This is a genomic window from Desulfobacter sp., assembly GCA_028768545.1.
Taxonomy (GTDB): Bacteria; Desulfobacterota; Desulfobacteria; order Desulfobacterales; family Desulfobacteraceae; genus Desulfobacter.
Genome location: CP054838.1, coordinates 589,524 through 602,904 on the forward strand (window position 1 = coordinate 589,524; position 13,381 = coordinate 602,904).

General features: G+C 46.8%; 10 protein-coding genes, 1 pseudogene and 1 riboswitch. Of the genes and pseudogenes, 4 read left to right on the top strand and 7 right to left on the bottom strand.

Going from position 1 to position 13,381, the window contains the following annotated elements:
• Positions 1–723, top strand: a complete 723-nt coding sequence (locus HUN05_02880; GenBank protein ID WDP84234.1) for an ABC transporter ATP-binding protein — start codon at positions 1–3, stop codon at positions 721–723.
• A 173-nt stretch (positions 724–896) separates the two neighbouring features.
• Entirely contained in the window at positions 897–2,213 is a 1,317-nt protein-coding gene (locus tag HUN05_02885; protein ID WDP84235.1) for a HAMP domain-containing protein, read from the top strand.
• A 7-nt stretch (positions 2,214–2,220) separates the two neighbouring features.
• On the opposite strand, the gene HUN05_02890 is transcribed toward HUN05_02885, so the two are convergent.
• From HUN05_02890 to HUN05_02900, 3 genes are read right to left on the bottom strand one after another with little or no spacing between them, the layout of a single operon-like run.
• A complete protein-coding gene (locus tag HUN05_02890) occupies positions 2,221–3,432 on the bottom strand; it encodes an IS256 family transposase (GenBank protein ID WDP84236.1) in 1,212 nt (403 codons plus the stop codon).
• Between the two features lie 39 nt (positions 3,433–3,471).
• The gene (locus HUN05_02895; GenBank protein ID WDP84237.1) at positions 3,472–3,975 is read right to left on the bottom strand and encodes an ABC transporter permease; all 504 of its coding nucleotides are present in this window, start codon (positions 3,973–3,975) and stop codon (positions 3,472–3,474) included.
• Positions 3,957–4,490: an ATP-binding cassette domain-containing protein gene (locus tag HUN05_02900; GenBank protein ID WDP84238.1), complete on the bottom strand. Its 534-nt coding sequence runs from the start codon at positions 4,488–4,490 to the stop codon at positions 3,957–3,959. The genes HUN05_02895 and HUN05_02900 overlap by 19 nt, the downstream gene beginning before the upstream one ends.
• 76 nt (positions 4,491–4,566) lie before the next feature.
• Positions 4,567–4,761: riboswitch (cobalamin riboswitch) on the top strand.
• 265 nt (positions 4,762–5,026) lie between these two features.
• Between HUN05_02900 and HUN05_02905 the strand changes: the two genes are divergently transcribed.
• Positions 5,027–6,277, top strand: a complete 1,251-nt coding sequence (locus HUN05_02905; protein WDP84239.1) for a DEAD/DEAH box helicase — start codon at positions 5,027–5,029, stop codon at positions 6,275–6,277.
• Between the two features lie 8 nt (positions 6,278–6,285).
• Here HUN05_02905 and HUN05_02910 read toward each other — a convergent pair whose 3' ends face one another.
• From HUN05_02910 to HUN05_02925, 4 genes are all read right to left on the bottom strand, one after another.
• Complete coding sequence (locus tag HUN05_02910; protein ID WDP84240.1) at positions 6,286–6,837, bottom strand: hypothetical protein; 552 nt, start codon at positions 6,835–6,837, stop codon at positions 6,286–6,288.
• Between the two features lie 107 nt (positions 6,838–6,944).
• A protein-coding gene (locus HUN05_02915; protein ID WDP87895.1) for an IS3 family transposase occupies positions 6,945–8,395 on the bottom strand; the annotation gives its coding sequence in 2 pieces (ribosomal slippage) (positions 6,945–8,008 and positions 8,008–8,395; 1,452 coding nt in all).
• Positions 8,396–8,922: 527 nt separating this feature from the next.
• On the bottom strand, positions 8,923–9,594 hold the full coding sequence (locus HUN05_02920; GenBank protein WDP84241.1) for a response regulator transcription factor: 672 nt from the start codon (positions 9,592–9,594) through the stop codon (positions 8,923–8,925).
• Between the two features lie 61 nt (positions 9,595–9,655).
• Positions 9,656–11,869, bottom strand: a complete 2,214-nt coding sequence (locus HUN05_02925) for a cache domain-containing protein (GenBank protein ID WDP84242.1) — start codon at positions 11,867–11,869, stop codon at positions 9,656–9,658.
• Between the two features lie 650 nt (positions 11,870–12,519).
• Here HUN05_02925 and HUN05_02930 point away from each other — a divergent pair.
• Positions 12,520–13,359: pseudogene (locus HUN05_02930) on the top strand (IS4 family transposase).
• The last annotated feature ends 22 nt before the right edge of the window (positions 13,360–13,381 follow it).

A 13,381-nucleotide genomic window follows, 5' to 3' on the forward strand; every position in this document is an offset into this window, starting at 1 on the left:
ATGAGCGAAAAACCGATTCTTGAAATGAAAAATGTCCATTCCGGATACGGTTCCATCAAGGCGCTCAAAGGGGTGTCCATGAAAGTCATGCCCGGCGAAATCGTGGCCATGATCGGGGCCAACGGGGCCGGTAAATCCACAACGCTTATGACCATCTGCGGGATAGTGGTCCCGGAACAGGGCGAGGTCTGGTATGATGGCAAGCAGATCAACCGGGTGGCCCCTGAAAAACTGCCCACCAAAGGCCTTTGCCAGGTGCCTGAAGGACGCCGGATTTTTCCCAGGCTTTCTGTGAGGGAAAATCTTGTTCTGGGCGCCTTTTACCGCAATGACAAGGACCAGATTGAAAAAGATATCCAACATGCCTACGACCTTTTTCCCATTTTGGGTGAACGGAGCAAACAGGAGGGGGGCACCCTTTCAGGGGGAGAGCAGCAGATGCTGGCCATTGCAAGGGCTTTGATGACCAAACCCAAGGTCCTTTTGCTGGATGAACCCTCTTTGGGGCTGGCCCCCATTATTATCCAGCAGATTTTTGATATTATTGCTGAAATTAATCGGGAAGAGGGCACCACCATTTTATTGGTGGAACAGAATGCCAACCTGGCCCTCCAGGCCGCCACCCGGGGCTATGTCATGGAAACAGGAGAAATAACCCTGGAGGATAAGGCCTCCGCCCTGTTGAAAAATCCTAAAATCCGGGAGGCTTATCTGGGCGAATAAGGGCCCTTTTCCTATTGACATCTTTTATGTTTCACAGCCGGTCCGGGATGCTTTTCGGTCCGGCTGTTTTTATTGAATTTGTGGATAAATCCTGGGACCTCTGGTATGTGTTGTCAAATTAAAATCCATGGATCGTAGCAGATCAAAAAGGGGAAAGGCAAATGACAGGACGGGTGAAAAAAAGTATTAAAGCCCAGATGACCCTGCTGGTTCTCAGCAGTGCCGCCCTGATTCTGGGTCTTGTTGAAACCTACAGCTATGTCAATACCCGGCAGATGATTCTGAAAACAGGGCAATCCATTGCCACTCACCTGACACGTTCCATGACCCGCCGCATTGAACAGGAATTTCGGGCCGTGGAAAAATTGCCCCAGAGCCTCTCTGTTTTCATGAGTATTTCTCCTGTCCGGGACACATCCAAGTTTAAGTCCCTGATGGTCAATCTGGTTCATGAAAATCCTGAACTCTTTGCCAGCGGTCTTTTTTTTGAACCCACGGGAGAGGGCCGGATGACCCCCGGGGTTACACCCTATGCGTTCAGAAAAAAGGATGGGATAGAATATGCCCAGCTGGCCGGGTCCGGGTATGCCTATCTGGAAAAACAATTTTATATCCTGCCAAAGGTTCTGAATTGCCCGGTCTGGAGTGATCCGTATTTTGACAAAGGCGGGGGCAATATTCCCATGGCGACCTATTCGGTGCCATTGTACCGGCCCGGGCTCCGTGATAAGGCCCAAGGCTTTTATGGGGTGGCAACGGCAGATATCTCTTTAAAATGGCTGACAGAGTTCACCCGGTCTGTGCGAAGCGGGAAAACCGGCTTTAGTTTTATTATTACCCGGACAGGGCTTTTTGTGGTACATCCTGATGAATCATTGATCCATGGCGAATCCATATTTTCCCTGGCAGATAAACATAATTCCTCTAAACTCAGGGCCATTGCTATAAAGATGATCCGCGAGGAACAGGGATTTTTACCCATTGGTCCTGTTCTTGCCGGGGAGGACGCCTATCTGGCATGGGACGAGATTTCCTGTTCCGGGTGGATTCTGGGCACGGTGGTGGCCAAAAAAGAATTGTTCAGGGAGTTGGACCTTTTGAAACAGCGGTCCATTGGCATTTGCATTGCCGGCCTGGTATTGCTGCTGGGAGCAAGCCTTGGGGTTGCAAGATCCTTGTCCCGCCCCCTGGTTGACATGGCGGCCACCACCCGCAGGATTGCCAAGGGGACGCTTGAGGTGGACTTATCCCATATTAAACGCTCGGATGAGATCGGTGTTTTGGCCAATTCCATTGAGGATATGGCCGAGGGGCTTCGCCAGAAAGGGGAATGTTCAGAATTCTGTGTCACGGTTTCGGTTCCCGGATCTGCCTCAGCGCCAGCGGAAGTAAAAGTCAGGTCCGAGAATGGGCCTTCAATCAGCCACGTCGGAGGAGTTGACTTTTGCTGGAGTGGAGTTCCTGGAACCATCTTTTCCATCTGTAAATAAATCCCTATCAAATTCCCAGCTCTTTATCCAGCCGGCCTTCAAAGAAAATTGCCAACTGGGAAATTGTCAGTGACCAATTTTGAATCGGCATTGTCCATTTTTTACTGGCGTTCTGGATCCCCATGTAAAGCAGCTTTAACAGGCTGTCCTGGTTCGGGAATGATCCCTTTGTTTTGGTCAGTTTTCGAAACTGTCGATGCACAGCCTCAATGGTATTTGTGGTGTATATTATCCGTCGAATCTCTTCTGGATATTTAAAGAAATGACTGAGGCGTTCCCAGTTGTTCCGCCAGGATTTTATCACAATCGGGTATTTGTCATTCCATTTATTTTCCAAGATATCCAGTTCTTCTTCGGCCAGATCCTTATTGACCGCTTTATAAACACGTTTTAGATCTGCCATAAATTCTTTTTTATTTTTGGAACCAACGTATTTCAATGAATTTCGGATCTGGTGGACTACGCAGAGTTGAACTTCTGTGTCCGGGAATATGGTCTCAATGGCCTCGGGAAAACCTTTTAGACCATCAACACAGGCAATCAGGATATCTTTTACCCCTCGGTTTGAAAGGTCTGTTAACACCTGCAGCCAGAAGTTCGCACCCTCATTCTCGGATATGTACAGCCCAAGAACCTCTTTGCGGCCCTCGATATTCACCCCAAGAATTGTGTAAACGGCTTTGCTGCCGACCTTTCCGTTTTCTCGTACTTTATAATGTATGGCATCAAGCCATACGATTGGGTACACATTTTCCAACGGCCTGGCCTGCCATTCTTTGACGGTATGGATGATTTTATCGGTAATGGTGCTCAGAGTGGCATTTGAAATCTCAAGTCCATAGATTTCCTGTAAATGGGAAGCCATATCATTATAACTCATGCCCAGGCCGTAAAGGGCTATTATCTTTCTTTCAATTTCATCGCTGAGCGTTGTCTGATGTTTTTTGACGATCTGTGGAGAGAAGGTTCCGGCCCTGTCACGCGGGGTTTCCAGCTCAAATTTACCATCCAGGGATTTAATGGTCTTTTTGCTTTTTCCATTACGGCGGTTGGCAGAAACTTCCTGCCCGAGATGGGACTCCAACTCTCCTTCAAGAGCAGCTTCAGCAAGATTTTTGATTAATGATGTAAGGACGCCGCCCTTACCTGTGAAGGGTTTACCTTCCTGGATGCCTTTAAGGGCTTTTTGAAAATCAAATTCGGTGTTTTCTTCGGTCATGTCAGTTCTCCTTATTTAGCTGAGTATATCAGCTTTCATTCAACTGACACAGAATTTTGAACGCCCTCGTTTTTTCTGTGTTTTTATCCCGGTATAAAATTGATTAAGTCGGATGATAAGAGATCGAAGGCAGTTGCCCAAAAGCATCCCGCCGATGGGGATGAGATACCGGACGTCAAAAAGGGAGGCGATTTGAACGATGATAAGATCAAAGAAAAACAAGATGACTGAAAAGGGAATCACCAGGGCGAAAAACAAAGGGATGAAAAAAGGGAGTATTTTTAAATTGCTGGATTTGAGTACGGTATAGCAGGCAATGAGAATCATGATCAGCAGATAGGCAAAGTTCAGCAGCACGGAGTTGAGCCGGAATAAAAATTCAAGATAAATTCCTACAAAACTCAATTGCAGGCACATGCGGAGGCTACCGGTTAAAATGGCACGGTTGAGTCCAAGTTTCAGGTATTGGCTGATGATTAATATTGGAATGAGAAAGATCAAAAGGCTGGACAGGGAAAGTATGCTCAGGTCTTGGGCACCCATATCAGTTCCAGTTCAGGGGTCTGGTTCATGCCCATGATATGCCTTGCAATTGATTTTTTCATGGGCTCATCCAAAGCAGAGGTGGGTTCATCCAAAAGCCAGATCGGCCGGTTGAGCATAAACCCCAGAAGCAGGCCGAGGCGCTGGCGCTCTCCGCCTGAAAGAACCGAGACCTTTTTTTCCAATGAGCCCGGCGTAAGCGCCAGAAGAGAGAGGAAAAAATCCATCTGCCCCATGTCCATTGCCGTGTCCCTGTTTAGCCTGAGAACGCGATGGATCAGAGAGATGCCGGTTTCATCGGGCAGATCTACATCCTGGCTCAGGTAAAAGATTAAATTTCGGATGGATTTGATATCTGGCTTGCTGAATGTGAGGCCGTTTATTTGGATGATCCCGGTATCTTGAGGGTCAAATCCGAGTAACAGCCTTAAAAAACTGGTTTTTCCGGATCCGGAACGGCCTGAGATCAGGTGTTTTTCTCCTTTGCCGATATCCATGGAAAAGTTTTTAATCACAGGCTGCCCCTAATGGATATCATGGCCTGCCCTGCAATTGTTTAGAGAATGATTCATCTGCCCAAGGATAAATTTCATTGACAAAAGTGTCAAGGTTTTGTACCAGAAAACGTATCAAGAACAGGGAATCCTGTGAGATTCAGGAGCGGTCCCGCCGCTGTAAATGGATACGGACGCTTTGAGCACCACTGATGAGGTTAACCCCATCGGGAAGGTAAGGCAATCCGGCAACTCCTAAGCCAGAAGACCTGACTTGATAATTACCTGTGCCGTCTCTGCGGAAGACAGAGATCCAGAAATGATTTGGATACATCCTTCTGTGTGACTTGCAAAAGGATGTTTTGTTTTTTTTAGGGATACAGGTAATCAGCGCTGCCTGCCACGCAGCGTATGAGAACCGGGGGCGGTTTGGGGGGCGCTGGCGTTAATCTGCCGGCGCCCCTTTCCTTTTGAGGGCAAAGGGCAGATGCCCCTGTCTTGCTTTTTCTTTCTTAGGCCTGTATCCTATCCCCAAACCTGTAATACGAAAGAAATTTATGAAATTTGACACCTATCCCATCAGTTCGGTCTTAAAGAAAAATCTGGGTAAACAGGGCCTGATACGGCCCACGGACATTCAGTACAAGGCCATTCCTTCCATTTTAAAAGGAGAGGATGTCCTGGCCATTGCCCAGACCGGGACAGGCAAGACCGCCGCTTTTGCCGTTCCTATCATTGACAATATTCACCAGGCCAAATCATCCAAAAAAACATTTGGCATCCACTGCATTGTCATGGTGCCCACCCGGGAGCTGGCCGTACAGATCCACGGGGTATTTGTTTCTCTGTGCAGACAGACCAAGGTAAAGCCCTGTGCGGTTTTCGGCGGGGTTGAACAGGACAGTCAGATCAATGAACTGACCTGGGGGGTTGATATTCTCATTGCCACGCCCGGAAGAATGTTTGATTTGATCAGCCAGGGGGCCATTGATGTCAGCCGGGTAAGAATTCTGGTCCTGGATGAAGCCGACCAGATGCTGGACAGGGGATTTATTCAGGATATCGAGTCCATTAAACGGCATTTAAAACAGCGTCACCAGACCCTGTTCTTTTCTGCCACCATTAATAAGGAAATCAAAAAACTGGCCTTTTCCCAGGTTAAATCCTCTGCCATCAGGATTCAGATTTCCCCTGATGATCCTGTATCCAAAAATGTATCCCATTTTGTGGCCTTTGTGGAGATGGATGATAAGCGTTTCTTCCTGCGCAGGTTTGTCCGGGATCATCCCCAGGACAAAATCATGGTGTTTGTCAGAACCATGGTCCGAGCTGAAAGAGTTGCCAAGGCCTTGGCCCGGGGCAATATCGATGCCATCACCATTCACGGGCAAAAAGACCAGGCCCAGCGCCTGGAGGCCATGGAGGCTTTTAAGTCCGATGCCCAAAAGATTCTCATTGCCACGGATGTCTCTGCCCGGGGAATTGATATCCCCAATGTGGACTATGTGATCAACTATGATCTGCCCGATCAAAAAGAGACCTATGTGCACCGGGTGGGCAGAACCGGCAGAGGCCGGTCAAAGGGATCTGCCCTCTCTTTTTGCAGTACCGGGGAAAAAGAGCTGCTGGCAGATATTGAAGGGTTTATCCATAAAGAAATTGACAGGGTTCAGATGGGAAAAGAGGAATACGCCCTTACCGTGGATGTGCTTGACGGCCCGGAAAATATTCAGGATATGATCCAGGCCAATGAGGATTGGGAAAAAAGGCATAAAAAAAAATCAAGACGGAAACGGCGCAAAAAATAAGTTCAGTATCACATCCACAGGTACAAAAAGCAGGAGATATACATCACCGTCACTGAGGTGGCGATGGCCATGCGCAGGGCAGAGAGCTGGAATGCCTTTTTAATCACTTGGACGTTGACGGCAAATGCATAGAGAGCGAGCAGGAAGGTCAGCACAATAAGCAGTACAGAGAATGCGCCGATCTGGAGGACGGCCACAAAAGGGGCCAGAGGCCAGAGGGCAATGGCAGCAGCGCCAATGTAAAAGTAGGAGATCATAAAATTGGCCTTTCCCCCCATGGCCTTGAGAAAGACCCAGATAAAAAGCGCCGCACCCGCATGCATGAAAAAAGCCACAGGGATCCCTGCAATGATGATTTTGGCCGTATTTACGGACGTGGCATCAAACCCTTTGTCCACAAGGGTCATTTTAGCGAATAAGGCAGCAGAGCATCCGTAAACAAGCCCGAGAATCAATACATTGATAATACAATAGTATTGAAGGGCCTTGATCTCTTTTGGTGTCTCCCCTGAAAAAGGGGTAAAACTTAAAAGGTTTCCCATGGAAGTCAGGTAGTTCATTTGTTTTCCTTTGCTGCCCATATGGTATCAAAAGATTGCAGTGCCCGGGCCTATCCCGGGCACTGCACGGAATGTGTCAATGACAATGAGACACTTTATGCCTAAAATTAGGCTCCAATCTTATCCTTCTCTTCCTGTTCCGGTTTGTTGATCCAGGCTGCTTCTGGTAAAGCTGGTGGCCGAGGGATTTTCCCCTTAAAGCGTATTGGGTTTTTAATAAACGCCTCTTTCAAAGTTCTACAGCGAGACCCATAAATCTCTTTAGCAATGCCATAATGAAACTGTTCCGGGGTTACCAGGCCAATACCAGAATGGTAATGCTCTTTATTGTAGTATCCAAAGAAATCCTGGCAGAAGGCTCTTGTATCCTCGATCGAACCAAAATGATTTGGAAATTTTGGACAATATTTCAATGTTTTAAACTGAGCTTCAGAGTAAGGATTATCATTGCTGACGTGCGGTCTGCTGTGGGTTTTGGTTACCCCTAAATCGACAAGAAGTTGGGCAACCCCTTTGGATTTCATACTGGCTCCCCGATTTGCATGAAGTCCAAGCTGACCGGGTAATATATTTTGGTTTTCACAGGACTTCTCAATAAGCCTTTTGGCCAATGCTGTTTGTTCCCTATGGGCGACCATCCAGCCGACAACATACCTGCTGAAAATATCCATGATTACATACAGATAGAAATAAGTCCATTTTGTGACACTTTTCAACTTGGTAATATCCCAGGACCAGACCTGATTCGGTCCTGTTGCCAGCAATTCAGTTTTTTTATATTTCGGGCGATTTACCTGCCGTCTTCGTTCCGGCACAGAACCATGTTCTTTGTGAAGAAGCCGATACATCGTTCTGATGGAACAATAGTATTCTCCTTTATCAAGAAGAGAAGCATAGACCTGGTATGGGGCCTGGTCTCGATACGTGTCCGAGTGAAGAATATCCAAAACCGTTTGTTGTTCATCAGGGTTCAAAGAAAGAGGAGAACTGCCCCGCTTTGATTTTACATGTTTTTTCGGAGAATAAAACCTATAAAAAGATGAACGAGGGACACCGAAAGCCTCACATGAAGGCTTTTTCCCAATATCGTAACTTAACGTTAGGGCGGCATTCATCAGTCGTCTCCTTTGAGGTCGTCCAGATTTTGTTGGATTCCCAGGATCTGAGAAATTTTTTTTTGGGCTTCAATGATGAGTTCCGCCTGTTTTAACTTATGCTCTAATTTAGATTTTTCTTTTTGAAGTCTGGCGACCTCTGTTGCCAATGGGTTCTTCTCTTTGGATTTCCTCCCTCGCTTTCGAGGTGCCATGGCGTTGAGAAGTCCTTTATTCCGGGCTTTGCGCCAATCGGCTAAATTTGAAGAATAGAGGCCCTCTCTTCGAAGTATCCTACCTATTCCTCCGGATTCATTGCAGTTTTCAACCTCTTGGAGAATACGCAGTTTATAAGAAGCAGTGAAATTACGCCGGGGCTTTTTCTCAGGAACTTCAGGATCAGGGATTGAATCCTGTCCCCCCAAGGAGGCACCAATTCCAGTCGCCCTATGGGCTCCTTCCATTGGTGCCTCCTTGGGGGCTGCCTGTTTTTCGGACTCTGGTAGTGGGTTCATTTTTATCGGTTTCATATAAGTATTGCCTTACCCGCCCTACACTAATTTATCAAGGGGTAAGTGTCTCACTTATATTGTCACAGAGGGCAGAGAAGACTATGGTTAGCGTAATCTCCTTTTTGTAGAGCTTTTCTTTCATGGCGATAACTCCCTATTTAAAAGATGGATATCATTATGGCCTGAAGCAGACGCTGTCACACTTTTTGTGCTGCTAACGGCGTCAGACCGGTTTTCAGCCTTTAACCAGGTCAGGTGTTCCCTGCCCCATTGAGCATCCCAGACGGAAAAATAGTGTAAATAGAAAAATTAACCGCCTTTTGTTGATACGATAATACGCACAACAACGGACTATTGGTGTAGTAAAGGACAGGGGGGGAGACAATCGGCTCAAACCCGATTTTAAATGTAGGTGTTTTTGTGGGGCAAGATAGGGCCGGCACATAGGAAGATGTAGGTCGACAACCTACAGGCGGTGTTTAACCCGGCTGGGTACTGATCTGGCCTGTCTTTTCAAAGTGAACGGCACAGCGGACAAGTTCATTGGCATGCTTGAGGTTGAGTTTTTCCTTGATTCGTTCTCTGTAGGTGCCGATGGTTTTAATACTTAGAAAGAGGCGCTCGGCAATTTCCCGGGAGGAAAACCCTCTTCCGATGAGTTTAAACACCTGGAGTTCTCTGTCCGTAAGCCGGTCAACCGGGGTTTTTTCCCGGGCTTTGGGGGTGTCGGACATGGACAGGAGGATATGCTCTTTTACTTTTTCATTCAGATAAATTTTGCCGTCAAGCACATGGTGAATGGCCGTGACCACGGACTCCATGGCCTCTTGTTTCATGATATACCCCAGGGCACCGGCAGACAGGGCCCGCTGGGCATAAAGATATTCATCGTGCATGGAGAGCACCAGCACCGGGATATGCTTGTGGTGCTGTTTGACATATTTAACCAGGTCAATCCCGTCTGACTGCTTCAGGGAAATATCGGCAATGATGAGATCAGGGTCCATCTCTTCGATTTCCAGAATCGCCTGGTCCACATCCTTGGCTTTTCCAAAGGCGGCAAGGTCGTGTTCCTGGTTTATGAGTTCGGCAAGTCCCAACCTGAATATGGGATGGTCCTCAACCAGCAGTATTTTGTTTTTATCCGGCATATTCCATCAATATTAAAAATTTATTCACCGTACCACCATCTGTTTCAGAATGCCAGCGCTTTCAACTGCCTGGCTCGTTCAAGGCTGCAGCAGGCATGGTCAGCTTTACCAGAGTCCCTTTTCCCCTGTCCCGGGAGATCACCAGGGAGGCGCCCACAATTTTTGCCCTGTAGTTCATTATCCTTAATCCCATGCCCTTGGACTCCGGATCCGGATCGATGCCGTTGCCGTTGTCCTGGATGCCGAATTCAAACTGGTTGTCCTTGAGCGCCATTGAGATAATGATTTTATCGGCCCTGCCGTGGCGGATGGCGTTGCGTACGGCTTCCCCTGCAATATGGTAGAGGTTGAGGGTGACCATGTGATTTTGGACCTTAAGCCCTTTTTCCTTTTGAAGACGGCAGTCCACATCATGGATCACCCGGGTATTGGTCACCAGGTCCTCAAGGGCGGCTTCAAGGCCGAGATTAAAATATACAGGGCAAAGCCCTCGGGCCAGGCGCCGGGTTTTGGATATGGCCTCTTTGATCAATTCTGAAATCCGGTCTGAGAGTTGTTCTGCATCAGGGGCGGTATGGTCTGCCTTTTGTTTTAATACTTTTACCAGGCCTTCAATGCCGATGAGATGGGGGCAAAGATCATCATGAAGATCGTTGCCGATGGCCTGGCGTTCCTTTTCCCCGGTTTCCATGATGGCCTTTTCAAGGTGTTTGACTTCAGAGACATCCCGGTGGATGATGACCGAGCCCAAGGGGTTGCCATTGCGGTCTCTGTACACCGATCCCCGGGTGGTGACATCCACAAGGCGTCCGTCCTTGGCCTTTCGCTTGGTTTCAAGCCTGGGGATAATTTCTCCGTTGAGGATGGAGCTGATCGCTTCCATGGTTTCTTTCCAATGGGCCTTGGGCACAAAATGGTCCATTTTGTGTCCCATGCTGTCTTCAAGGGTGAATCCGAACACCTTGGTAAAGGCGGGATTCATATAGGTGACCATGCCGCTCATATCATAGACCACAATTGGATCAGGCACGGATTCCATGACAGAACGGTATTTTTCCTCGCTTTCGGTCAGGGCTTCCTGGGCCAGGCGTCTCTCGTTGATTTCTGCTAAAAGTTCCTTGTCATAGGCGGTCAAGCGATCCATAAACGAGTTGTAATAAAAGGTCAGTTCCCCCACCTCGTCACTGGATTCCATTTCAATGGCCCTGTTGGCAAACCCGCTCCCAATATCCTGTTTGAACCGGGTCATCAGGGATTTCAAAGGCTTTGTAATGGTATCGCTTAAAAAAACCGTAATGGGTATGAAAATCACCAGGGCAGCCATGCCCACCAGGATGATGATCTGCTTGATGGCAAACAAAGGAGACCGGATTTCATCCAAATAGGAGGAAGAGGCAACGATCCATTCATATTCAGGAATATAATTGAAAAAAACTAGTTTTTCCCTGAACCGTTTTTCCCCGGGATTTTTCCAGGAATAGACCAGCTTTCCGTTTTTTTTTTCAAGCATGTCCTTGAAAAATTGGTCTGAAAACCGATTGTCATGGAATACATTGATCCCGGTGAGTTCCGGGTGGATAATCACGTTTCCCATGGTATCCATAACATAGGAGTACCCGGTTTGCCCAAATTTCAGGCTTAAAATATCGGTTTTAAAATCATTAATTTCCACCAGCTTGAGAAACTCTTTTCTATAGGAGGACACCGTGATCATCCAGTCCCAGGGTGCAAAATAGTTTAGGTATAATGCCTTGGGCCGGGGGGCCTCGTCTCCCGGGTTCTGCCATTCATACTCAATATACCCGTTTTTCATGGCAATCATTTCCTGGACAAACCTGCGGTCTGAGATGTCCAGACCTTCCAATGATTTTTTCGGGTGCTTGATCACCCGGCCGTGGCCGTCCAGGATGCAGATATACCCGCTGGAGCCGATGGTCTGACATAAAATGATATCGACAGCCCTTTCCCTGGCTTTCTGGCTAGAGATTTTGCCTTTTTGCGACAGCTGGTAAAGCCGCTGGATAATTTCATAATTTTTTTCCGCCACCCCTCTTAATCTGTTTTTTATCGAGACGGACACCGCTGTTTTTACTGAATTGTGAATGGCCGAGGTGGAGTTTTTTAATTCGCTTTCAATATTGGCCTCCACAGTCTGCTTGACAATGGAATAGATGATCAGGCTGGACAGGCTCATGATGACGATAAAGCAGGATGAATAAATGAAGAGCAGCTTGTGCCGGATGGGAAAGTTTTTGATCAGGTCAAAGGGATTCATCCTGGCTCCTTTATCAAGAATGCGGCGTTTTGAACGGTACGCGGTTCACAGGGCAACCTGAGTCTGGGGGGCGCAGAAGCCCCCCAATGGGGCTGAACCCCGGTAGCCCTGGAGATGGCGCCTCTCCTTTTGTGTAACCCTGGGGTAAGGTTTAAAACTTCAAGCGGGAAAATTAGGTGACAAACAGAATCAACCGTTTTTCACTTGTCATCCGGACTTGGTTTTCGCCGGTCTTCTCCGCTGCGTTTTTCCTTTTCCGGCGGGATAAAATACTCAACAAATTTTTCTGACCTCTGGTCACTTGAATCCCGGCGATTTTTAGGGTTACGCCTTTCCGGCTTTCTTTTCATCAGCCTACCTCATCAAAATTATATTTGTCTGCTTTTTTTATTCATTCAGGACAGATTTAGCCCTAAAACGCCTGGTTTGTCAAATAGATCATGGGATGATTTCTTATAAACTATTATTTATTTAAATATCGTTATATCAATTGACATGAAAATTTATTTATGTAATTTAGTTCAGTAGTGTCCGGTTAGGTTGTTGCATATAAAAAGCATCTAAAATCATTGAAAAAACAGTCTGTTTTGTGTTGACAAATGTGCGTGAAAATTTTTGTGCGCCTTGAAAATTTAACTCAAGGAGCTCAAATGACGCACATCTCAGTCCCTAAAAAACAACTACGGTCCCTGAACTTTGACAATTTCAGGTGCCCTCTGATAAAGTCACTTTCAAAAGCACCGGAATTACAATCTCGAGGAGACCGCCCTTTAAAAATGACATTCGAAGACCAGATAAATGCTTTGGTTTATTTCCATCTTCAGGAGCACAAGTCTGCCCGACATTTAATTCAGGATCTCAAGGAGAATGTTTTTGCTAAAGAAAATATTGCGCCAGACGGTGGTATCAGCCGTAGTAGTTTCTGTGAAGCCATCAATCACAGGGGACTCGAACAACTGCAATTTATCTTTGAGGATCTTTATAAACAGGCTCTTGAGTGTCATCCGGGTGAACACGCCGAGTTAGGAGAGTTGGTTTCCATTGACGGTAGTCTCATAAATGCAGTCCTTTCAATGCACTGGGCGAACTACAGAAAAGGAAGTAAAAAAGCCAAAGTACATTGCGGATTTGACATTAATCACGGAATCCCAAACAAAATCTTTTTGACTGAAGGCAACGGCGCTGAACGCACTTTTGTTCCCAAAATACTTTCCAAGGGGCAAACAGGTGTTATGGATCGTGGATATCAATCCCATAAAGAATTTGACCTGCTTCAGGAGCAAGGCAAACATTTTGTCTGCCGTATAAAAACCAGGACAACAAGAACAATTATTGATAACCACGAGACCCCTTCCGACAGCTACATTTTTTATGATGCACTGGTTAAACTTGGTACTCCGAATCAAAACCAGACGAAAAGGCCTGTTCGGGTTGTTGGCTATAAAATTGCTGGCGTCAAATACTATGTGGCAACTGACAGGCATGATTTAAGGTTCTGTTGCAAAAAATTAT

Excerpts from the sequence above, each read along its gene's own strand:
- HUN05_02880 (WDP84234.1), top strand. The coding sequence starts at position 1 with ATGAGCGAAAAACCGATTCTTGAAATGAAAAATGTCCATTCCGGATAC.
- HUN05_02890 (WDP84236.1), bottom strand. The coding sequence starts at position 3,432 with ATGACCGAAGAAAACACCGAATTTGATTTTCAAAAAGCCCTTAAAGGC.
- HUN05_02895 (WDP84237.1), bottom strand. The coding sequence starts at position 3,975 with ATGGGTGCCCAAGACCTGAGCATACTTTCCCTGTCCAGCCTTTTGATC.
- HUN05_02905 (WDP84239.1), top strand. The coding sequence starts at position 5,027 with ATGAAATTTGACACCTATCCCATCAGTTCGGTCTTAAAGAAAAATCTG.
- HUN05_02910 (WDP84240.1), bottom strand. The coding sequence starts at position 6,837 with ATGAACTACCTGACTTCCATGGGAAACCTTTTAAGTTTTACCCCTTTT.
- HUN05_02920 (WDP84241.1), bottom strand. The coding sequence starts at position 9,594 with ATGCCGGATAAAAACAAAATACTGCTGGTTGAGGACCATCCCATATTC.
- HUN05_02925 (WDP84242.1), bottom strand. The coding sequence starts at position 11,869 with ATGAATCCCTTTGACCTGATCAAAAACTTTCCCATCCGGCACAAGCTG.